Below are 20,027 nucleotides of genomic sequence, written 5' to 3' on the forward strand. Positions count from 1 at the left end.
CAACTCTGCGCGTTGGCGCGAGCGTTTGATCGTGGCAGGATGTCGAGGTTATCGACCGAGACCCCCTGACCATGCCGCTATCCCAAGTCAAGAATCTGTCCCTGATCGCCGCAATCGACCTAGGCTCCAACAGCTTTCACATGGTCGTGGCCAAGGCCCAGAACGGCGAAATCCGGATTCTCGAGCGTCTCGGGGAGAAGGTTCAGCTGGCCGCCGGCATCGACGAAGAGCGTCAACTCAGCGAAGAATCCATGCAACGCGGGCTCGATTGCCTGAAGCGTTTCGCCCAACTGATCAGCGGTATGCCTCCTGGCACCGTGCGAATCGTCGGCACCAACGCCCTGCGCGAAGCCCGTAACCGCGGAGAATTCATCCATCGTGCCGAAGAAATCCTCGGCCATCCGGTAGAAGTCATCTCCGGCCGTGAAGAAGCGCGCCTGATTTACCTCGGCGTCTCCCACACCCTCGCCGACACCCCGGGCAAACGCCTGGTGGCCGACATCGGCGGCGGCAGTACCGAATTCATCATTGGCCAGCGCTTTGAACCGCTGCTGCGCGAAAGCCTGCAAATGGGTTGCGTCAGCTACACCCAACGCTATTTCAAGGACGGCAAGATCACCCCGGCCCGCTACGCCCAGGCGTACACCGCGGCGCGCCTGGAGATCATGAGCATCGAACACGCCCTGCACCGCCTGACCTGGGATGAAGCCATCGGCTCCTCGGGCACCATTCGCGCCATTGGCCTGGCGCTGAAGGCCGGCGGGCATGGCACTGGCGAGGTGAACGCCGAAGGCTTGGCCTGGCTCAAGCGCAAGCTGATCAAACTCGGTGATGTCGAGAAAATCGACTTCGAAGGCATCAAGCCCGACCGCCGGGCGATCTTCCCCGCCGGGCTGGCGATTCTCGAAGCGATCTTCGACGCCCTCGAACTGCAACGCATGGACCACTGTGAAGGCGCCCTTCGCGAAGGCGTGCTCTATGACCTGCTGGGCCGTCATCATCACGAAGATGTCCGTGAGCGCACGCTCAGCTCGCTCATGGAGCGTTACCACGTCGATCTGGAGCAAGCCGCGCGGGTCGAACGCAAGGCGCTGCATGCCTTCGATCAAGTGGCCGCGGACTGGGAGCTGGATGACGGCGTCTGGCGCGAACTGCTGAGCTGGGCAGCCAAGGTCCATGAAGTGGGCCTGGACATCGCCCACTATCAGTATCACAAACACGGCTCGTACCTGATCGAGCATTCGGACCTGGCCGGGTTCTCCCGCGAAGACCAACTGATGCTTGCGCTACTGGTGCGTGGCCACCGTCGCAATATTCCCAAGGACAGGTTTGCCGATTTTGGCGACGACGGCATCAAGCTGATTCGCCTGTGCGTGCTGCTGCGCTTTGCGATTCTGTTCCACCACATCCGTGGCACCCAGGAAATGCCACAGGTCGTGCTGCACGCCAACGGCGACAGCCTGGATGTGTTATTCCCGGAACATTGGCTGGATGACAACCAGTTGACCCAGGCCGACTTCGCCCTGGAAGCCGAATGGCTGACCCGCGTCAGCTTCGTGTTGAACGTTCGCTAAAAAACCGAAAATGGTCGCCGAACACGGTCCTGTAGGAGCCGGCTTGCTGGCGAAGGCGTCCTTGAAATGGATGCATGACTTGAAAGCCATTCGCTGGCAAGCCAGCTCCTACAAGGGACGGTGGTGGAAATGAAAATGGCGATCCACATGGATCGCCATTTTTTATCGCCCAAGGTTTGCGTTAACGCACCGCCAGAATCGGGCTGCCCAACCGCTCCAGCAAGGTGGCCTGGGCGCTGCGCGGGTTCTGGTTGCCGGTCGGCGTGTTGCGGACGTAGCGACCGTCCGACTGCAGGCTCCAGCTGTGGGTGTTGTCGGTAAGATAAAGCTCCAGCTCTTTCTTGACCCGCAAAATCAGCTTCTTGCCCTCGACCGGGAAGCAAGTCTCGACGCGCTTGTCGAGGTTGCGCTCCATCCAGTCGGCACTGGACAGGAACATCTGCTCTTCACCGCCATTGAGGAAGTAGAAGACCCGGGTGTGTTCCAGGAAACGACCGATGATCGAACGCACGTGGATGTTATGCGATACCCCGGCGATGCCCGGTCGCAGGCAGCACATGCCGCGAACCACCAGATCGATGCGTACCCCGGACTGGCTGGCCTTGTACAACGCGCGGATGACCTTTGGATCGGTCAGCGAGTTGAACTTGGCGATGATGTGCGCCGGTTTGCCGTCGAGGGCGAATTGCGTCTCCCGGGCAATCATGTCGAGCATGCCCTTCTTCAACGTGAACGGCGCGTGCAGCAGTTTTTTCATGCGCAGGGTTTTACCCATGCCGATCAACTGGCTGAACAGTTTGCCGACGTCTTCGCACAAGGCATCGTCAGAGGTCAGCAGGCTGTAGTCGGTGTACAGACGGGCGTTGGCCGCGTGGTAGTTGCCGGTACCCAAGTGAGCGTAGCGAACAATCTCGCCGGCTTCGCGACGCAGAATCAGCATCATCTTGGCGTGGGTCTTGAAGCCGACCACGCCGTAAATCACCACGGCGCCGGCCGCCTGCAGACGGCTGGCCAGCTGCAGGTTGGATTCTTCATCGAACCGCGCGCGCAATTCGATCACCGCCGTCACTTCCTTGCCGTTACGCGCCGCATCCACCAGCGCATCGACGATCTCCGAGTTGGCGCCGCTGCGATACAACGTCTGGCGAACCGCCAACACGTGTGGATCCTTGGCCGCCTGACGCAGCAAGTCGACCACCGGGGTAAAGGACTCGAACGGGTGCAGCAGCAGGATGTCCTGCTTGCTGATCACGCTGAAAATGTTCTCGCTGTTCTGCAGCAGTTTCGGGATCTGCGGGGTGAACGGCGTGTATTGCAGCTCCGGATGACTGTCCAGGCCGGTGATGCTGAACAGCCGGGTCAGGTTGACCGGACCGTTGACCTGATACAGCTCGGTTTCCTGCAGGTTGAACTGCTTGAGCAGGTAATCGGACAGGTGTTTCGGGCAGGTGTCGGCCACTTCCAGCCGCACCGCATCACCGTAGCGACGGGAGAACAACTCGCCGCGCAGGGCGCGGGCCAGGTCTTCCACGTCTTCGGTATCGACCGCGAGGTCGGCGTTCCGGGTCAGGCGGAACTGGTAGCAGCCCTTGACCTTCATGCCCTGGAACAGGTCATCGGCGTGCGCGTGGATCATCGACGACAGGAATACATAGTTGTCACCCGGGCCGCCGACTTCTTCCGGCACCTTGATGATCCGCGGCAGCAGACGCGGCGCCGGGATGATCGCCAGGCCGGAATCGCGACCGAAGGCGTCGATGCCTTCGAGCTCGACGATGAAGTTCAGGCTCTTGTTCACCAGCAACGGGAACGGGTGCGTCGGGTCGAGACCGATCGGGGTGATGATCGGCGCGATCTCGTCGCGGAAATAACGGCGGACCCAAGTCTTGAGCTTGGTAGTCCAGTAACGACGACGGATGAAGCGGACCTGATGTTTTTCCAGTTCCGGCAACAGAATGTCGTTGAGGATCGCGTATTGGCGGTCGACGTGACCGTGCACCAATTCGCTGATGCGGGCCAGGGCCTGATGCGGCTGCAGGCCATCGGCGCCGGCCTGTTCACGGGCGAAGGTGATCTGCTTCTTCAGGCCGGCCACACGAATCTCGAAGAACTCGTCCAGGTTGCTGGAGAAGATCAGCAGAAACTTCAGCCGCTCCAGCAATGGGTAGGACTCATCCAGCGCCTGTTCCAGCACGCGGATGTTGAACTGCAGTTGCGAGAGCTCGCGATGGATGTACAGGCTGCTGTCATCCAGACCGGGAATGGCAATCGCTGGCGCCGCCACAACGGGCTCGGCCACCACCGCGGGTGGAGCGGGCTCCAGCTCCGGCGGAGTTTCGGCGATTTGCTCCACCACGGGTTGAGCGTCTTTTACGGCAACTTCAGTGAGTCCTTCGGTATTCATCGAATGTTCCTGGGAGGGCTATTTTTGCTCTCGTAACAATTGAGCAGCACGGACGGCAAAGTAAGTCAGGATGCCATCAGCGCCTGCACGTTTAAAAGCGGTCAGGGATTCGAGGATAACCCCTTCGCTCAACCAGCCATTCTGGATCGCCGCCATGTGCATGGCGTATTCGCCGCTGACCTGATACACAAAGGTCGGCACTTTGAACGCTTCCTTGACCCGATAAAGAATATCCAGATACGGCATGCCTGGCTTGACCATGACCATGTCTGCGCCTTCTGACAAGTCAGCCGCCACTTCGTGCAGGGCTTCGTTGCTGTTGGCCGGGTCCATCTGATAGGAGGCCTTGTTGGCCTTGCCCAGGTTCAACGCCGAACCCACCGCATCGCGGAACGGGCCGTAGTAGGCACTGGCGTACTTGGCCGAGTAGGCCATGATCCGCACATTGACGTGCCCGGCCAGCTCCAGCGCTTCGCGGATCGCCTGTATGCGCCCGTCCATCATGTCTGACGGAGCCACCACTTGAGCGCCGGCTTCGGCGTGGGACAAAGCCTGCTTAACCAGTGCGTCGACGGTAATGTCGTTCTGCACGTAGCCTTCCTCGTCGAGGATGCCGTCTTGACCATGAGTGGTGAACGGGTCCAGGGCGACGTCGGTGATCACACCCAGCTCCGGGAACTGCGCACGCAGAGCGCGGGTAGCGCGCTGGGCGATACCGTTGGGGTTCCAGGCTTCGGCGGCATCCAGTGACTTGAGCTCCGGTGGGGTCACCGGGAACAGTGCCAGCGCAGGAATCCCCAGCTCGACCCACTTGGCCGCCTCTTCGATCAACAGATCGATGGTCAGGCGTTCGACGCCCGGCATCGACGCCACTGCTTCGCGACGGTTTTCACCGTCCAGCACGAACACCGGCAGGATCAGGTCATCGACGGTCAGTACGTTTTCACGGACCAGACGACGCGAAAAATCATCACGACGGTTGCGACGCAGGCGGGTTGCAGGAAACAAACGGTTGGCGGGGGTAAAGCTCACGGCAGACTCCTGAGCCCGCGCTGGCGGGCGAGCGTGACAGTTATAAGCGGCCATTATGACCAACGTATGACAGTTGTGTGCACCCCTGTGACAGGTAGCCGCATTCCATTGTCCTTGTAGGAAATGTTCACGTCGAGACACATTTGGACACTTTCATGAATGTGCACGAAGGGTTAGGCTGCGCGTTCATTTCGCCAGCACCCAGACAATGCTCCAACAATTCCTACATGACTTCGGCTACTTTGCCCTGTTCCTCGGCACGTTTTTCGAAGGCGAAACCATTCTGGTACTCGCAGGCTTCCTCGCGTTCCGTGGGTACATGGACATCAACCTGGTGGTGGTCGTGGCGTTCTTCGGCAGTTATGCCGGCGATCAGCTGTGGTACTTCCTGGGGCGCAAGCACGGGCGCAAATTGCTGGCGCGCAAACCGCGCTGGCAATTGATGGGCGATCGGGCACTGGAACATATCCGCAAGCACCCGGACATCTGGGTGCTGAGCTTCCGCTTTGTCTATGGCTTGCGCACCGTGATGCCGGTGGCAATCGGTCTGTCGGGCTATCCGCCGGGACGCTATCTGCTGCTCAACGGGATTGGCGCGGCCATCTGGGCTGCGGCGCTGGCAGCGGCTGCGTATCACTTCGGCGCGGTGCTCGAAGGTATGCTGGGCAGTGTCAAGAAATACGAGCTGTGGGTGCTGGGCGCCCTGCTGGTCCTGGGCTTTGTCCTGTGGCTGCGGCGGCGCTTCAAGAATGCCCGCTTGGCGAAAAAGATCTACGCCGATGAGCAGGCATTGAAAGCCGAACAGGCCAAGTCCAGCGAACCTACGACGCCCATCGAGTGACGCGGTTTCTACAGCAGTAGAGACCGATGCCGCTGAGCAGGCTGTAACTGAGCAGCACCACCCAGCCCACCGCGCTGCCCGGCCATAGCCCGACCATTGGTGCCAGCCACACCAGCGGCAGGTTCGACACCAGCCGCAACAGCTCCAGCTTCAACGCCTGCGGGCGATTCTCCAGGGCTGCACCCAACACGAACAACCCCAACGCCACGGCGCCCCAACCCAACACCAGGGCTGCGGTCGGCAGGCTCTGCTCCAAATTCATCAAGTAACTGCCCAAGGCGATGTAGGCGCAGAACTGCAGCGCCACATACCACTGCTGACGTCCGTCCAGCGGCACCTCGAATTTGCGGAACTGAGCCAGGTCCGGCTTGTTCATCGGGTATTTGGTCGCCACGTCCGCCGGCCGCCAACCGGTGCGCATGAACCAGATCCGCAGCTTGTCCCACCAGCGCTCGGCACGCCGGGCGTCATCCCACAACTGCACGTAGAACTGCACGTTCGCCCACACCGGATTCCAGCTCGCTAGCGGCGTGGTCACGCCGAAGATCACCGGTTCGTTGTCGTCCTCTTCCTGGAACGAGCCGAACAGACGGTCCCAAATAATGAACACCCCGCCGTAGTTGCGATCCATGTAGAGAGCATTCTGTGCATGGTGAGCCCGATGATTGGACGGTGTGACGAAGAACCACTCGAACCAGCCAAGCTTGGGAATATGCCGGGTATGCACCCAGAACTGGTACAGCAGGTTCAACGCCGCAACGCTGACGAACACCAGCAGCGGCACGCCGAGCACGGCCAGGGGCAGGTAGAAAATCCAGCTCAACAGAAACCCGGTGCTGGTCTGGCGCAAGGCTGTGGAGAGGTTGTAGTCCTCGCTCTGGTGATGCACCGAATGCGCGGCCCAGAGGATGTTGCGCTCATGGCCCATCCGGTGCAGCCAGTAGTAGCAGAAGTCGTAGAAGACGAATGCAAACACCCAGACCCAGACACTGTCGGCCGACAGCTCGATCAACGCCAGATGTTCCAGGGCGAAGGCATAAGTGACCAGGCCGACACCTTTGGTCAACAGGCCCGTGGTGGTCGACAATACGCCGGTGCTGAGGCTGTTGATCGCGTCTGCCACGCGGTAATTGCTCACCCCGCGCCAACGGTCGGCCAACAACTCGACCGCAATCAGCACAAAGAAAAACGGCACCGCATACAGAATGAAGTTCATGACGCGACCTGATCGGAATCGTTCAGCAGAGATTAGGTGTAACCGCGAATCAACCCTATGGCAACGAGTGACAAATTAGTGGACATTTAACGCCATGAATCTGGAGAAAAGCCCATGAGCAAAAAAATTGCAGTGATCCTTTCCGGCTGTGGCGTGTACGACGGCGCCGAGATCCACGAAAGCGTGATCACCCTGCTGCGGCTGGACCAACGCGGAGCCCTGGTGCAGTGTTTCGCACCCAACATCGCGCAGTTGCATGTGATCAACCACCTGACTGGCGAAGAAACGCCCGAATCGCGCAACGTGCTGGTGGAATCGGCGCGTATCGCCCGGGGCAACATCAAGGATATCCGTGAAGCGGACGTCGAAGATTTCGATGCGCTGATCGTTCCCGGCGGTTTCGGGGCGGCCAAGAACCTGTCGAACTTTGCCGTCGAAGGCGCTGGCTGCAGCGTTCAACCTGACGTCCTGGCGTTGACCGAAGCGTTCGCCGAGGCTGGCAAACCGGTGGGGCTGATCTGCATCTCGCCGGCCCTGGCGGCAAAAATCTACGGCCCGGGCGTGACCTGCACCATCGGCAACGATGCCGATACCGCCGCCGCGATGAACAAGATGGGCGCCACCCACGCCGAGTGCGCAGTGACCGACATCGTCGAAGACAAGGCGCGCAAGCTGGTGAGCACGCCGGCGTACATGCTCGCGCAATCGATCAGCGAAGCCGCTTCCGGCATCAACAAGCTGGTCGACCGCGTACTGGAACTGACCCACGAAAACGACGAGTAACACTCGTGATGATCGTTCCCACGCTCCGCGTGGGAATGCCTCAATGGACGCTCTGCGTCCGCTTTGGGACGCAGAGCGTCCCGGGCTGTATTCCCACGCAGAGCGTGAGAACGATCATTACCTACGCGACAACCGGGTCAGTATCCGGTCCAGCGCATTGGCGAACGCCTGTTTCTCGCGGTCGCCGAACGGCGCCGGGCCGCCGCTCATCTGCCCCTGCTCGCGCAAGTCGGTGAACAGGTTACGCACCGCGAGTCGATCGCCCATGTTCTGCGCATCGAACTCCTTGCCCCGCGGATCCAGCGCCGCAACGCCGTTTTTCACCAGCCGATCCGCCAGCGGCACATCGCTGCAAATCACCAACTCCCCTGGCACCGCGTGTTCCACCAGGTAATCGTCGGCGGCATCCGGGCCGCTGGGCACCACGATCAGTTTCACCAGCGCAAGGCCCGGCTTGATCTGCGGCTGACCGGCCACCAGTACCACTTCGAACTGGCGCTTGAGGGCGAACTTCACCACCAGATCCTTGGCTGCCCGAGGGCAGGCGTCGGCATCGATCCACACGCGCATTGTTTTTACCTCTTCAAAAAAGCTTCGCGGGCAAGCCTCGCTCCTACGGATTTATGTCGTTCGTGGAATATGTGCACGACGCAGACCTGTAGGAGCGAGGCTTGCCCGCGAATATGAGCGCAGCGAATGCTTTTAAGAAGCCGGCAACTGCCGCTTCTCGGCCATCCGGCTGCGACTGTACAGCACGATGATCGCAATGATCGCCACAGCCTGGGCACTCAGCGAATACGCGTCAGCGTGGATCCCCAGCCAGTCGAAGTCAAAGAACGGTACCGGCCGCGTGCCGAAAACCCCGGCTTCCTGCAACGCCTTCACGCCATGGCCGGCAAACACCACCGACAACGCGCACAGCAAACCGGCATTGATGCCAAAGAACAGTGCCAGCGGCAGTTTTGCCGAGCCGCGCAGAATCACCCAGGCCAGACCGACCAGCATAACCAGCGCCGTCGCGCCGCCAGCCATTACGGCGTTATGCCCTGCAGGCCCCGCCTGCAACCACAAGGTTTCGTAAAACAGGATCACTTCGAACAGTTCGCGATACACCGAGAAGAACGCCAGGATCGCAAACCCGAAACGCCCACCGCCGCTCACCAGGCTGCTCTTGATGTAATCCTGCCAGGCCGCTGCGTGGCGACGGTCGTGCATCCACACACCGAGCCAGAGCACCATGACACTGGCAAACAGCGCAGTGGCCCCTTCCAGCAGCTCACGCTGGGCCCCGCTGACGTCAATCACATATGCCGCCACCGCCCAGGTCGCCAGCCCGGCCAACAGCGCCAGGCCCCAACCGATGTTGACGCTGCGCACCGCCGATTGCTGCCCGGTATTGCGCAGGAACGCGAGGACCGCCGCGAGCACCAGAATGGCTTCCAGACCTTCGCGCAACAGAATCAACAGACCGGAAATGTAGCTCAGCGACCAGCTCAAGCCATCGCTACCAAGCAGGCCAGCGGATTCTTTCAGCTTGGCCTTGGCCACTTCCAGACGTTGCTCGACCTGGGCCACCGGCAAGCCGTCCTGCAACGACTGACGGTAAGCCATCAGGGACTTTTCAGTGTCTTTGCGCACGTTGGCGTCGACGTTGTCCAAGGAGCTTTCGACCAGTTCGAAGCCTTCCAGGTACGCCGCAACCGACAGGTCATAGGCCTGATCGTGCTCGCCGGCGCGGTAGGCGGCGATACTCTTGTCCAGCGTGGCCGCCGTGTATTCAAGCAATTGCCCCGGGCCACGCTTGACCTGCGGCGGTTGCGCTCGTTGCGCGCGGAAGGTCGCGGCCGCTTGCGGACCTTCGGCGGCCTGCACTTCGGCTGGCGTCTGACGCGCCAGGTCGGCGATGTTGTAGATTTTTTCGGATTTTGCCGCGGCAGCATCAGCGCTTAAGCCGGCGATGTAGGTCGCCAGGTCCCAACGCTGACGATCATCCAGCTGATCGGCGAAGGCCGGCATGTCAGTGCCTTCGACGCCCATGCCCAGAGTGTTGTAAAGCGCGTAGAGGCTCAGACGGTCCAGTCGCGCAGCATCGCGCAGATTGGTCGGCGGTGGCGTCATGCCGACACCTGCCGGGCCGTCACCGGTGCCCGTATCGCCATGACACACCGAGCATTGCTGGGCATACAGCGGCGCACCGCGGGTCGGGTCCGGGGTAATGACCGGAGCCTGGCTGACTTCATAGGTCACCGCCAGTTTTGCCCCCAGTTGCCGCGCCTGACGGGTGACGTCCGCGCCGTCCTTGCGAGCGGCGATCGCGGTGCGCAGACCGTTGACGCCCTGCTCCAGTTCGGAACGTTCGGGTTTGGCCGGCAAATCGGCGATCAACCCTTGCAGCTCCCCCAGGAATGTCTGTTGTTCGAGATACTCAGCCTCATCAATAACCTTGCCTCCCTCGACCGCCGTCGGGTAATCGGCGGCAATGTAATCGAGCAAATGCAAGGCCTTGGGCGCACCCTCTGCGGTTTCGGCCAGCGCATTGAAGCTGCAGAACGCGATCATCGGCAGCACGAGCCACGCCAGAAAACGAGAGGAGCCAGTCATGAATAAATCTCAAATGGAAATACGAAGTAACACATTGTTCACTTCCAATGAGTTTCGCTCAAGCTTTGTTGTGTTCGGGTTTTGCGGGTAACGAGCTGCAGCACACCATTTCATCGGACCCCAGACTTGAAATGAATGATGGCATCAATCAAAAAAACGCCCTCAAAAAGCCATTACATAGCCACCATCCCTGTTTATAATGCCGCGCCCTCGTTATCGCGATACGGCATTTAAGCTCCTCTTTTTATGAGGAATTGGCAGGACGCCAGTCCCCCTGTCGATGGGTCCCAACAGCCCGACCAGCACGCGGCTGCTTACACTCAGGGAAGAAGTACCCCTATGGCCTCCCGCGCCCTTACCTCGATCGCGCTCAGCGCTGTCACCTTGCTCTCCGGCTGTTCGGCTTTTCGCAACTACGACTCCGAACTGGCACAAACCAACCAGCAACTGGCTGCCGGCAACGTCGACGCTGCCTTGACCCTGCTGGAAAAGAACAACACCGGCACCGACAAAGACCTGCTCTATTACTTCGAGAAGGGTGAACTGCTGCGCGCCAAGGGCGACTTGTCCGGCAGCCAGAACGCCTGGACCAGCGCCGATCAGGTGGTGGGCAAGTGGGAAGACGCGGTCAAGCTCGACACCGAAAAGTACCTGGCTCAGTTCGGCAGTTTCCTGGTCAACGACAAGGTCCGTCGCTACGAAGGCTACGACTACGAAAAAGTCATGCTGACCACGCAGATGGCCCTCAACCTGCTGGCGGTGAATGACTTCGACGGCGCGCGCACCGCGATCAAGAAAACTCACGAACGTGAAGCGGTGATCGCCGACCTGCGCGACAAGGAATACCTCAAGAGCGAAGAGCAGGCCGAGAAGGAAGGCGTCAAAACCCAGTACAAGGATCTCCAGGGTTATCCGGTGGCCAGCCTCGACGCGCCAGAAGTGGTCAGCCTGAAAAACAGCTACCAGAGTGCGTTCAGTCATTACCTGGCCGGTTTCGTCTATGAAGCCCTGGGCGAGAAAGACCTGGCTGCGCCGGGTTATCGCAAAGCTGCCGAGTTGCGCCCGAACACCCCGCTGCTGGAACAGGCACTCGTGAACCTGGACAAACCCGCCAAGGACGACGACAGCGACATCCTGATCGTCGTGCAAAGCGGCCTGGCGCCGTCCCGCGACTCGATCCGCATTCCGCTGCCATTGCCGATCAGCAACCAGCTGGTGATCACACCGCTGTCGTTCCCGATCATCAAACCGGACACCTCGACCGCGCCCTTCGCCCAGATCGGCGTGGACGGTCAGCAGGTGAACCTGACGCAACTCAACAGCACCACCGCCATGTCCCGCCGCGCGCTGCGTGATGACATGCCGGGCATCATCCTGCGCACCACCGTCCGTGCCGTGACCAAAGGCGTGGCGCAGAAGAAAATCAACGAAACCAACCCGCTGGCAGGCCTGGCGGTCGGCATCTCTTCAGCCGTGCTCGAAGGTGCCGATACCCGTACGTGGCGAACCCTGCCGGACACTACTCAGGTAGTGCGTCTGCGCTTGAAGAAAGGCGAGCACCAAGTCTCCCTGCCGAGCGCCGCGGGTGGTTCGGTGGTCAAGGTCACCGTCGATCAGCGCTATCAGGTCATCAGCCTGCGTGCCGTGGGCAATAAGGTGTTCGCCAGCGGCCTGGCCGCTCATGTGATCCCGAGCGCCAACCCGACCACCGTGGCCAGCCTCAAACAACCTTAAGAACGGAGTCTTTGCATGCGCTTCAAACTCATCACTGTCGTGGCCCTGGCCTTGCTGGCCGGCTGCGCCACCCCGCCACCACCGGAGCCAGGCAGCGCTGCCAGCAAGGTCGTGGCCATGGGCAAGCTTAAGAACATCGTGGTCGGCGCCATGCGCGTGGCCCGGGAAAACGGCTTCATGACGGTCAATGCACAGCTGAGCAACACCAGCTACAACAACAAGACCTTCTACTACCGTTTTGCTTGGCTCGGCCCTGAAGGTTTCCCGGTTGCCGAAGAAGAAACCTGGAAAAGCCAGATGATGTATGGCGAGCAGACCAGTTTCATCCAAGCCATTGCGCCAACCGCCAAAGCCGTGGATTTCCGCCTCGAAATCAAAACGCCTTAAGCCCGACACCTATTCGTTCAGTTCTAGAGAGCATTCCCATGTTTGCACGCTTTTCGTTCATCGCCGTCATCGCCCTCCTGGCCAGCGGTTGCGCCAACACTTCGCCGACGCTGGGCAGCAAAAACATCAGCTACGGCGACACCAAAGCGGTTGAAACCGTGACCAACGAGTTCGGCTCCACCGACCTGCAGATGATCGCCGAATCCATGACCCGCTCCCTGGCACAGTCCGGCATCCTGCAAGGCCGTCCGGTGGTTCAGGTCTACGACGTGAAGAACAAGACCAGCGAGTACATCGATACCCGCGAAATCACCACCAGCATCAAGACCCAGCTGATGAAGTCCGGCGTCGCCCGTTTCGCCAGCGACAACACCGCAATGCAGAGCCAGGTCGACCAGCTCAAGCTGCAAAACCAGAGCGGCCTGTACAAGAAGAGCACCGTGGCCAAGACCGGCAACATGATTGCCGCCCAATACCGTCTTGAAGGTTCGATCAGCTCGATCGTCAAGCGCAGCAGCGACTACAAGGACGTCTTCTACAAATTCAGCCTGCAATTGATCGACGTTGAAAGCGGTCTGGCCGAGTGGATGGACGAAAAAGAGATCCGCAAAACCACGGAGCGTTAATCGATGCGCACATGGATTGGCATGATGGCCCTGGCTTGCACGTTCAGCGTGCAAGCGGCCCCGAAAGTTGCAGTAGCGGATCTGGCGTACCAGGAGCGCGTGGAGCAATACGTCCACACTGTTTCGGCACAGAGTAACCATAGCCAGAGCTATTACGGCGCCAGTGGTTCATCCAGTTACGAAGAGTACGAAGCCACCAGCAGCTACATCGAGCAAGGCGAGTTGCGCAAATTCACCGGCGACATCAAGGGCGAGATCCTGCGCACCGGCATGTTCCAGCTGGTGCAGGGCACGCCTTACACGGCATCGTCCAAAGGCGACGTGTATGACGTGATCAAGCGCATCAAGGCCGGTAGCTTCAAGGGTGCCGACTATGTGCTGTTCGGCACCGTGTCAGACATCGACTTCACCCGCGACATGAACGAGCTGGCCAATACCGACAGCTATTCGGCGGTGCTGGGGCTGACACTGGTGGCGGACTTCAGCCTGATCAACACCAAGACCTTCGAGATCACCTCGGCCTTCACGGCGATGGGCGAAGGTCAGGACACCAAACTGGTGAATGGCCGGGACATCCGGGTTTCCCTGAACCGCCCACGGGTGGTGCGTGACGTGTCCAAGGCGTTGGGTGAAGACGTGGCTTCACAACTGAGCCAACAGCTCGGTGGTGGCGGTTACGAGCAGCCGGGGCAGGCACCGCTGCGTAATAACCTGCCGCGGGATACGCCGCCGGTGATTCTGCACTGATATATGGCTGGCCACCCTGTGGCGAGGGAGCTTGCTCCCGTTGGGCCGCACAGCGGCCCCAAAACCATTCCGCCGGTCACATCAGGCAAACCGCATCAGCCGGTTTTACGACTGCTGCGCAGCCGAGCGGGAGCAAGCTCCCTCGCCACAAAAGCCCCCTCGCCACAAATGAAAAAGGCGACCTCGACGGGTCGCCTTTTTGTGCCTGAAGCTTTTATGTCGCTGCTTTGCGCAAAGTCGCCATGAATGCCGCCGCGCCGATGAACAGCCCGGCAAAAGTGCGGTTCATGCGTTTCTGCTGCTTGGGCGTGCGCAACAAACGCAGGACCTTGGCCGCCAGCCCGGTGTAGCCGGCCATGACGATCAGGTCGACACAGATCATGGTCACGCCAAGGATCAGGTACTGGGCCACCAGCGGCGCGTGGGGATCGATGAATTGCGGCAGCACCGCGAGCATGAACACCAAGGCCTTGGGGTTGCTGACGTTCACCAGAAAACCGCGGAACATCAGCGCCATCGGCTTGCCGATCTGCCGAATGGCAGCGTCGTCGTTCATCTCATTGGGCAGCGCGCGCCATTGCTTGACCGCGAGGTAGACCAGGTAGGCTACGCCGAACCATTTGATCACATAAAAGGCAGTGGCAGAGGCCGCGAGGATCGCACCGACACCGGCAGCGACAATCGCAATCTGCAACGCCAGGCCCAGTTGCAGGCCCAGGGCGTTCCAGTAACCGCGCCAGAAACCGTAGCGCAGACCGCTGGACATCGACGCAATGGCGCCGGCACCGGGGGAAAGACTGATCACCCAGCAGGCGGCAAAAAATGCCAGCCATGTTTGAAGCAGCATCGCACACCTCGACTCAGACTCGTGACAAACGTCTACGCTAATGCGCCTTACGGCCAATGACTATCGATTTTTTGCAGGACAGAGTGACTGCCGACCAGCGTTGATGGCGGTAGCGTCCTATCGAGCCTGTTTTTCGGACCCGTTTGAAGGGAATACATCAGTACCGCGCCAGCGTCGAACCGAGCGCTGGAAGAACAAGCTGTTGGGCACTTGCACCATGGCACTTCCGGTACCGAGTTCTTCGGCTTCGATCAGCGTGGTGTAGAGCAGATTGATCGCCACCACCCGGCCCTTGACGCCGGGCTTGTCGGTGGTGTCCACCAGCTCGACCACATCGCCGATTCGGAATGGGCCGACGGTGAAGATCAGGATCGCGCACAACAGGTTGGACAGCACGCTCCACATGGCGAAAAACGCCACGGCAGCCACCGCCACGAAACCGGACAACGCGGTCCAGAGCACTGTGGCCGACACCCCAAGGCGTTCCAGCACGAAGATCAGCGCGCTGCCCATGATCAGCCAACGCAAACCACCGCGCAGCGGCATCAAGAACTGCGGCGGGAACGGGTAGCGCTCGCCCAGGCGAGTCAGGCATTTGGCGACGACGCGCTGAGCGACATAGCCGGCCAGCAGGATCAGCAGGATTTGCACGACCAGCCAGAGCGGCTCGACCCACATCGCCGGCAACGGCAGCTTGAAGGCCTCCATCAAGACAGCGCCTCCAGCTCCGCCTGCATGCTTTCGAGCAATTCGAGCGCTTCCATCCAGGCTTCTTCCAGCTCGGCTTCACGCACCTTCAGCCGGGCCTGCTCGGCCAGCAGATCACGCAATTCGTTCTTGCGTGCCGGCTCGTAAATATCGCTGTCGCCGAGGCTGACGTCGATCTTCGCCAGTTTCTCGTGCAGCTTGCCCAACTCGGCTTCGAGCTTGTCGGCCTCGCGCTTATGCGGTGCCAGTTGCTGGCGCAACGCGGCGGCGGCCTGGCGCTGGGCTTTCTTGTCGGTCTTGTCCGGGTTGACCGGGGTGTTGCTGACCGGCACGTTGCGCTGACGGTACTCCACCAGCCAACGGGTGTAGTCTTCCAGGTCGCCGTCGAACTCCTCGACCTTGCCGTCTGCCACCAGATAGAAATTGTCAGTGGTGCTTTTGAGCAAATGACGATCGTGGGAGACCACCAGAACCGCACCACTGAATTCCTGCAAGGCCATGGTCAGCGCCAGGCGCATTTCCAGGTCCAGGTGGTTGGTCGGTTCGTCGAGCAGCAACAGGTTCGGCCGGCCCCAGGCGATCAGTGCCAGGGCCAGTCGCGCTTTTTCGCCACCGGAGAAATTCAACACCGGCTCATCGATGCGCGCCCCCCGGAAGTCGAAACCACCGAGGAAATCACGCAGGGTCTGCTCACGTTCGGTCGGCGCCAGGCGCTGCAAGTGCAGCAACGGGCTGGCCTTGGAATCGAGGGAATCCAGTTGATGCTGGGCGAAGTAGCCAACCACGGTGTTCTCGCCCCGGGTCAGTCGGCCCGCCAATGGTTCGAGCTCACCGGAGAGGTTCTTGATCAGGGTCGATTTACCGGCACCGTTGGGGCCGAGCAAACCGATCCGCGCGCCAGGGGTCAGTTGCAGCTTGACCTTCTCCAGCACGGTTTTGTCGCCGTAACCCAGGCGTGCATCCGACAGGTCGATCAGCGGACTGGAAATCTTCTGCGATTCGCGGAAGACGAAGTCGAACGGTGAGTCGACGTGCGCGGCGGACAGTTCTTCCATCCGCTCCAGCGCCTTGATCCGGCTCTGGGCCTGACGGGCCTTGGTGGCCTGGGCCTTGAAGCGGGCAATGTAGCTTTCCATGTGCGCACGCTGCGCCTGTTGCTTCTCGTACGCCTGCTGTTGCTGTGCCAGACGTTCGGCACGGGCCCGTTCAAACGCGGTGTAACCGCCGCGATAGAGGGTGATCTTGCGTTGATCGACGTGAGCTACGTGATCGACCACGGCATCGAGGAAGTCCCGGTCGTGGGAAATCAGCAATAAAGTGCCGGGGTAGCTTTTGAGCCACTCTTCGAGCCAGATGATGGCGTCGAGGTCCAAGTGGTTGGTCGGTTCGTCGAGCAGCAACAGGTCCGAAGGGCACATCAAAGCCTGCGCCAGATTCAGACGCATCCGCCAGCCACCGGAGAAATCTCCTACTTGCCGGTCCATTTGCTCGTTGGTGAACCCAAGGCCCGCCAATAGCTTGCGAGCCCGGGCATCGGCGGTGTACCCATCGGCGCTGTCGAGTTCCGAGTGCAGGCGGGCCTGAGCGGCGCCGTCATGGGCTGCTTCGGCCGCCGCCAGGTCGCGTTGCACCTGGCGCAGGCGCAGGTCGCCATCGAGCACGTAGTCGACCGCCAGGCGTTCGAGGGTGTCGACCTCCTGGCGCATGTGGGCGATGCGCCAGTCAGCCGGCAGGAAGCAGTCACCCGAGTCCGGGTGCAGCTCGCCCCGAAGCAAGGCGAACAGGCTCGATTTGCCGGCGCCATTGGCACCGATGAGGCCGGCTTTGTGGCCGGCGTGCAGGGTCAGCTCGGCGTCTTCTAGCAGACGTTGCGGGCCACGCTGTAAAGTCAGGTTCTGAAGTCGAATCATAATGGCGGCGGAGTCTACCAGCTTCGCTCGCAACTGGCGCGAGTAGCACTATGTCCTCTGACCTGTGGAGCTTTTCCCTCGACACTTACGCCCGTCCCGGCGTTGAACACGCCTGCCTGCAATTACAGGCAGCGGGTGTGAATGTGTGCCTGCTGCTCTGTGGATTGTGGCTGGGGCAACGTGGAGTCGCCTGCAACGAACAACGCTTGCAGCTGCTAGGCGATGTAGCCGGGCCTTGGGACGCGGATGTCGTGCAACCGTTGCGCACCTTGCGCCAGCAATGGAAAGCCGCTGCCAGCGAGGATGCCGGTCTGGATGATTTACGCGAACAAGTGAAGACACTGGAGATGGAAGCCGAAAGGCATTTGTTGCTGCGACTGGAGCGTTTGGCACAGAGTTGGCCGCAGTGTGAAGCGACCGATCTAACGGCCTGGCTGGAAGGTATGGCAGCAGGCGCTGCCAACCTGAGCCGCGACGCGCTGCATCAGCTGCGCGTCGCGGTAACCGGCACTTAGGAAGCGCTGGTTGGGGTAGTGCTGGTGCTCGACGATGCGGCTGGCGTTGGCGCAGGCGAAGCTGTCGAGGTAGTGGCTACCGGAGCCGGTGAAGCCGATGCAGCCGGGGCAGGAGCCGGAGTTGCTGGCTTGACAACAGGTGCGGCAGTCGGCTTCGCAGCAACGACTGGCTTTTTCACAGCCGGTTTTGCTGCTGGCTTGGCGGCAGGTTTTGCAACCGGTTTGGCAGCGGCAGGTTTGGCTGCTGGTTTCGCTACAGCTGGTTTGGCGGCAGTCGCTGGCTTGGCAGCAACGGCAGGTTTCGCAGCAGCAGTTTTGGCAGCCGGCTTAGCGGCGGGTTTGGCTGCAGCTTTTGCAGCAGGTTTCGCCGCCGGTTTTGCAGCAGGCTTGGCTGCAGCGGTTTTAGCCGCGACAGGTTTGGCAGCTGGTTTGGCGGCGGCAGTTTTGGCTGCTGGTTTTGCAGCAGGTTTAGCGGCCGGTTTTGCAGCCGGTTTGGCAGCTGCAGTTTTCGCCACGGCGGGTTTGGCAGCCGTGGTTTTTGCAGCGGGTTTAGCGGCAGCTGTTTTGGCAGCGACTGGCTTAGTGGCAGGTTTGGCAGCTGTCGTTTTAGCTGCTGGTTTCGCAGCGCTGGCAGCGACTGGTTTTTTCGCCGCAGGTTTTGCGGCTGGTTTCGCTGCAGCTTTTACCGGTGCTTTGGCGGCGGTTTTTTTAACAGGAGCCGCAGCAGGCTTGGCCGGTGCTTTTGCAGCAGCCGGTTTGGCAGCGGCTTTCTTCGCAGGTGCCGCGGCTGGCTTGGCCGAACGCAGGGACAACGCCTTGCCGACAGCCTCTTGGACACGACCGACACCCTGGGCCAGTTTCAGGCTTTCTTGAGCGTCGCGTTTGAGTTGCAGGATGTAGCTGCGAGTGTCGGACTGACGAGCCTTGAGGGCGTCGAGCAGGTCCTCAAGTTCTTTCACCGCATCTTTGGCCTTGGCTTGTGCCTTGGCTTTGCCGGCCGCCGCAGCGTCCTGCAATTTGGTGCGGGATTTATGCAGTTTTTCCTGCGCTTTTCCGCGCTGCTTTTCCAGTTTGGCGAGCAGTTTTTCAGCATCAGCCAAGGCTTGGGAACAAGCGTTTTCCAAGTGCTCGAGCAGGCTGCCCGAGAGTTGTTGGAGTAAGTGCAACGGAGTATTTACTGGCTTCTTGGTGGCCGACATGGTTTACCTCCTGGCTGACGTGAATGCGGCTCATACTAGACCTCTGCTGCAACCGCCGCTAGGGCATGTTGACAGTATCGAAAGCGCTGCGTTGCAACGAAGTAAAAATGTTCTGCGCTTACGCAAAACCAGTTCACCTTCGAGAGCATTCACACTGGCATAATCCTGCGCATCTCAGGTCGGAGAGTGCCTATGTCGCGCTACCTTTTTTTATCGCTGTGCATGTTTTTTTCCGTGGTCCAGGCCGCTGAAAAAACCGCCACAAATGACGCTCACGATCTCGCTTACAGCTTGGGTGCAAGCCTTGGCGAACGCTTGCGCCAGGAGGTTCCGGACCTGCAACTTCAGGCGCTGCTCGAAGGTTTGCAGCAAGCCTACCAAGGTAAGCCGCTGGCGCTGAAAGACGAGCAGATCGAACAGATTCTTGCCGAGCACGAAGCCCAGGTCGCCGAGCAACCCGCCGTCGCGCAAAGTGAAGTTGCCCTCGAAAAAGAGCGGCGCTTTCTCGATGAGGAAAAAACCAAACCCGGCGTCCGTCAATTGGCAGATGGAGTATTGCTGACCGAGCTGGCTCCCGGAACCGGCGCGAAGGCAGGACCGAACGGCAAAGTCCAGGTGCTGTATATCGGTCGCCTACCTGACGGCACCGTGTTCGATCAGAACAGTCAGCCGCAGTGGTTCAGTCTTGATAGTGTGATCAGCGGCTGGCGTAGCGCGCTGCAAAATATGCCGGTCGGCGCGAAATGGCGCCTGGTGATTCCATCAGCGCAAGCCTATGGCGCCGACGGTGCCGGCGACTTGATCGCGCCGTTCACGCCGCTGGTATTCGAAGTCGAATTGCGTGGTGCTACAAGCTGAATGCCGGAAACGAAAAACGGTGCGCATTGCGCACCGTTTTCAGTG

Annotated in this window: 18 protein-coding genes; 9 read left to right on the top strand and 9 right to left on the bottom strand. The window is 60.4% G+C overall.

Annotation, left to right across the window (positions count from 1 at the left end):
* The first annotated feature begins 71 nt into the window (after positions 1-71).
* Positions 72-1,574: an exopolyphosphatase gene (ppx, locus tag AF70_RS17300; RefSeq protein WP_028939127.1), complete on the top strand. Its 1,503-nt coding sequence runs from the start codon at positions 72-74 to the stop codon at positions 1,572-1,574.
* 181 nt (positions 1,575-1,755) lie between these two features.
* On the opposite strand, the gene ppk1 is transcribed toward ppx, so the two are convergent.
* Together ppk1 and hemB are read right to left on the bottom strand one after the other, a co-directional pair.
* Complete coding sequence (gene ppk1, locus AF70_RS17305; RefSeq protein ID WP_018927564.1) at positions 1,756-3,978, bottom strand: polyphosphate kinase 1; 2,223 nt, start codon at positions 3,976-3,978, stop codon at positions 1,756-1,758.
* A gap of 18 nt (positions 3,979-3,996) precedes the next feature.
* The gene (gene hemB, locus AF70_RS17310; protein ID WP_028939128.1) at positions 3,997-5,010 is read right to left on the bottom strand and encodes a porphobilinogen synthase; all 1,014 of its coding nucleotides are present in this window, start codon (positions 5,008-5,010) and stop codon (positions 3,997-3,999) included.
* Positions 5,011-5,218: 208 nt separating this feature from the next.
* On the opposite strand from hemB, the gene AF70_RS17315 reads away from it, so the two are divergent.
* Positions 5,219-5,851 carry a DedA family protein gene (locus AF70_RS17315; protein WP_018927562.1) on the top strand — a complete coding sequence of 211 codons (633 nt, stop codon included), beginning with the start codon at positions 5,219-5,221 and terminating at the stop codon, positions 5,849-5,851.
* On the opposite strand, the gene AF70_RS17320 is transcribed toward AF70_RS17315, so the two are convergent.
* Entirely contained in the window at positions 5,832-7,067 is a 1,236-nt protein-coding gene (locus AF70_RS17320; RefSeq protein ID WP_028939129.1) for a sterol desaturase family protein, read from the bottom strand. The two genes, AF70_RS17315 and AF70_RS17320, sit on opposite strands and share 20 nt — an antisense overlap.
* Positions 7,068-7,181: 114 nt before the next feature.
* Between AF70_RS17320 and elbB the strand changes: the two genes are divergently transcribed.
* The gene (gene elbB / locus AF70_RS17325; protein WP_028939130.1) at positions 7,182-7,850 is read left to right on the top strand and encodes an isoprenoid biosynthesis glyoxalase ElbB; all 669 of its coding nucleotides are present in this window, start codon (positions 7,182-7,184) and stop codon (positions 7,848-7,850) included.
* Positions 7,851-7,967: 117 nt separating this feature from the next.
* Here elbB and AF70_RS17330 read toward each other — a convergent pair whose 3' ends face one another.
* Both AF70_RS17330 and AF70_RS17335 read right to left on the bottom strand, forming a co-directional pair.
* Complete coding sequence (locus tag AF70_RS17330) at positions 7,968-8,420, bottom strand: YaiI/YqxD family protein (protein WP_007941612.1); 453 nt, start codon at positions 8,418-8,420, stop codon at positions 7,968-7,970.
* A 132-nt stretch (positions 8,421-8,552) separates the two neighbouring features.
* On the bottom strand, positions 8,553-10,451 hold the full coding sequence (locus tag AF70_RS17335; protein WP_028939131.1) for an FTR1 family protein: 1,899 nt from the start codon (positions 10,449-10,451) through the stop codon (positions 8,553-8,555).
* A gap of 339 nt (positions 10,452-10,790) precedes the next feature.
* Here AF70_RS17335 and AF70_RS17340 point away from each other — a divergent pair, with 339 nt between their 5' ends.
* The 4 genes from AF70_RS17340 to AF70_RS17355 are packed head-to-tail and all read left to right on the top strand — an operon-like array spanning position 10,791 to position 13,945.
* Positions 10,791-12,185 carry a COG3014 family protein gene (locus AF70_RS17340; RefSeq protein ID WP_028939132.1) on the top strand — a complete coding sequence of 465 codons (1,395 nt, stop codon included), beginning with the start codon at positions 10,791-10,793 and terminating at the stop codon, positions 12,183-12,185.
* A 15-nt stretch (positions 12,186-12,200) separates the two neighbouring features.
* Positions 12,201-12,572: a YcfL family protein gene (locus tag AF70_RS17345; protein WP_018927555.1), complete on the top strand. Its 372-nt coding sequence runs from the start codon at positions 12,201-12,203 to the stop codon at positions 12,570-12,572.
* Positions 12,573-12,610: 38 nt separating this feature from the next.
* On the top strand, positions 12,611-13,198 hold the full coding sequence (gene lpoB, locus AF70_RS17350; protein ID WP_007941608.1) for a penicillin-binding protein activator LpoB: 588 nt from the start codon (positions 12,611-12,613) through the stop codon (positions 13,196-13,198).
* Positions 13,199-13,201: 3 nt separating this feature from the next.
* Complete coding sequence (locus AF70_RS17355; RefSeq protein WP_028939133.1) at positions 13,202-13,945, top strand: hypothetical protein; 744 nt, start codon at positions 13,202-13,204, stop codon at positions 13,943-13,945.
* A gap of 214 nt (positions 13,946-14,159) precedes the next feature.
* Here the strand turns inward: AF70_RS17355 and AF70_RS17360 are convergent, their stop codons facing one another.
* From AF70_RS17360 to AF70_RS17370, 3 genes are all read right to left on the bottom strand, one after another.
* Positions 14,160-14,792 carry a LysE family transporter gene (locus AF70_RS17360; RefSeq protein ID WP_019580514.1) on the bottom strand — a complete coding sequence of 211 codons (633 nt, stop codon included), beginning with the start codon at positions 14,790-14,792 and terminating at the stop codon, positions 14,160-14,162.
* A 117-nt stretch (positions 14,793-14,909) separates the two neighbouring features.
* Entirely contained in the window at positions 14,910-15,500 is a 591-nt protein-coding gene (locus AF70_RS17365) for a mechanosensitive ion channel family protein (RefSeq protein WP_018927552.1), read from the bottom strand.
* The gene (locus AF70_RS17370) at positions 15,500-17,410 is read right to left on the bottom strand and encodes an ATP-binding cassette domain-containing protein (RefSeq protein ID WP_019580513.1); all 1,911 of its coding nucleotides are present in this window, start codon (positions 17,408-17,410) and stop codon (positions 15,500-15,502) included. Before AF70_RS17370 ends, AF70_RS17365 begins: the two co-directional genes overlap by 1 nt.
* A gap of 50 nt (positions 17,411-17,460) precedes the next feature.
* Here AF70_RS17370 and AF70_RS17375 point away from each other — a divergent pair, with 50 nt between their 5' ends.
* The gene (locus tag AF70_RS17375; RefSeq protein ID WP_019580512.1) at positions 17,461-17,925 is read left to right on the top strand and encodes a TIGR02444 family protein; all 465 of its coding nucleotides are present in this window, start codon (positions 17,461-17,463) and stop codon (positions 17,923-17,925) included.
* Here the strand turns inward: AF70_RS17375 and AF70_RS29655 are convergent.
* Positions 17,922-19,124, bottom strand: a complete 1,203-nt coding sequence (locus AF70_RS29655) for an AlgP family protein (protein WP_028939134.1) — start codon at positions 19,122-19,124, stop codon at positions 17,922-17,924. The genes AF70_RS17375 and AF70_RS29655 overlap by 4 nt on opposite strands.
* Before the next feature lie 192 nt (positions 19,125-19,316).
* Between AF70_RS29655 and AF70_RS17390 the strand changes: the two genes are divergently transcribed.
* A complete protein-coding gene (locus AF70_RS17390; RefSeq protein ID WP_028939135.1) occupies positions 19,317-19,982 on the top strand; it encodes an FKBP-type peptidyl-prolyl cis-trans isomerase in 666 nt (221 codons plus the stop codon).
* Positions 19,983-20,027 lie beyond the last annotated feature (45 nt).

Origin of the sequence: Pseudomonas sp. KD5, from assembly GCF_012932895.1 — a bacterium.
Taxonomy (GTDB): Bacteria; Pseudomonadota; Gammaproteobacteria; order Pseudomonadales; family Pseudomonadaceae; genus Aquipseudomonas.

Coding starts and splice junctions, on each gene's coding strand:
- ppx (WP_028939127.1), top strand. CDS start 72: ATGCCGCTATCCCAAGTCAAGAATCTGTCCCTGATCGCCGCAATCGAC.
- ppk1 (WP_018927564.1), bottom strand. CDS start 3,978: ATGAATACCGAAGGACTCACTGAAGTTGCCGTAAAAGACGCTCAACCC.
- AF70_RS17315 (WP_018927562.1), top strand. CDS start 5,219: ATGCTCCAACAATTCCTACATGACTTCGGCTACTTTGCCCTGTTCCTC.
- AF70_RS17320 (WP_028939129.1), bottom strand. CDS start 7,067: ATGAACTTCATTCTGTATGCGGTGCCGTTTTTCTTTGTGCTGATTGCG.
- elbB (WP_028939130.1), top strand. CDS start 7,182: ATGAGCAAAAAAATTGCAGTGATCCTTTCCGGCTGTGGCGTGTACGAC.
- AF70_RS17330 (WP_007941612.1), bottom strand. CDS start 8,420: ATGCGCGTGTGGATCGATGCCGACGCCTGCCCTCGGGCAGCCAAGGAT.
- AF70_RS17335 (WP_028939131.1), bottom strand. CDS start 10,451: ATGACTGGCTCCTCTCGTTTTCTGGCGTGGCTCGTGCTGCCGATGATC.
- AF70_RS17340 (WP_028939132.1), top strand. CDS start 10,791: ATGGCCTCCCGCGCCCTTACCTCGATCGCGCTCAGCGCTGTCACCTTG.
- AF70_RS17345 (WP_018927555.1), top strand. CDS start 12,201: ATGCGCTTCAAACTCATCACTGTCGTGGCCCTGGCCTTGCTGGCCGGC.
- lpoB (WP_007941608.1), top strand. CDS start 12,611: ATGTTTGCACGCTTTTCGTTCATCGCCGTCATCGCCCTCCTGGCCAGC.
- AF70_RS17355 (WP_028939133.1), top strand. CDS start 13,202: ATGCGCACATGGATTGGCATGATGGCCCTGGCTTGCACGTTCAGCGTG.
- AF70_RS17360 (WP_019580514.1), bottom strand. CDS start 14,792: ATGCTGCTTCAAACATGGCTGGCATTTTTTGCCGCCTGCTGGGTGATC.
- AF70_RS17365 (WP_018927552.1), bottom strand. CDS start 15,500: ATGGAGGCCTTCAAGCTGCCGTTGCCGGCGATGTGGGTCGAGCCGCTC.
- AF70_RS17370 (WP_019580513.1), bottom strand. CDS start 17,410: ATGATTCGACTTCAGAACCTGACTTTACAGCGTGGCCCGCAACGTCTG.
- AF70_RS17375 (WP_019580512.1), top strand. CDS start 17,461: ATGTCCTCTGACCTGTGGAGCTTTTCCCTCGACACTTACGCCCGTCCC.
- AF70_RS29655 (WP_028939134.1), bottom strand. CDS start 19,124: ATGTCGGCCACCAAGAAGCCAGTAAATACTCCGTTGCACTTACTCCAA.
- AF70_RS17390 (WP_028939135.1), top strand. CDS start 19,317: ATGTCGCGCTACCTTTTTTTATCGCTGTGCATGTTTTTTTCCGTGGTC.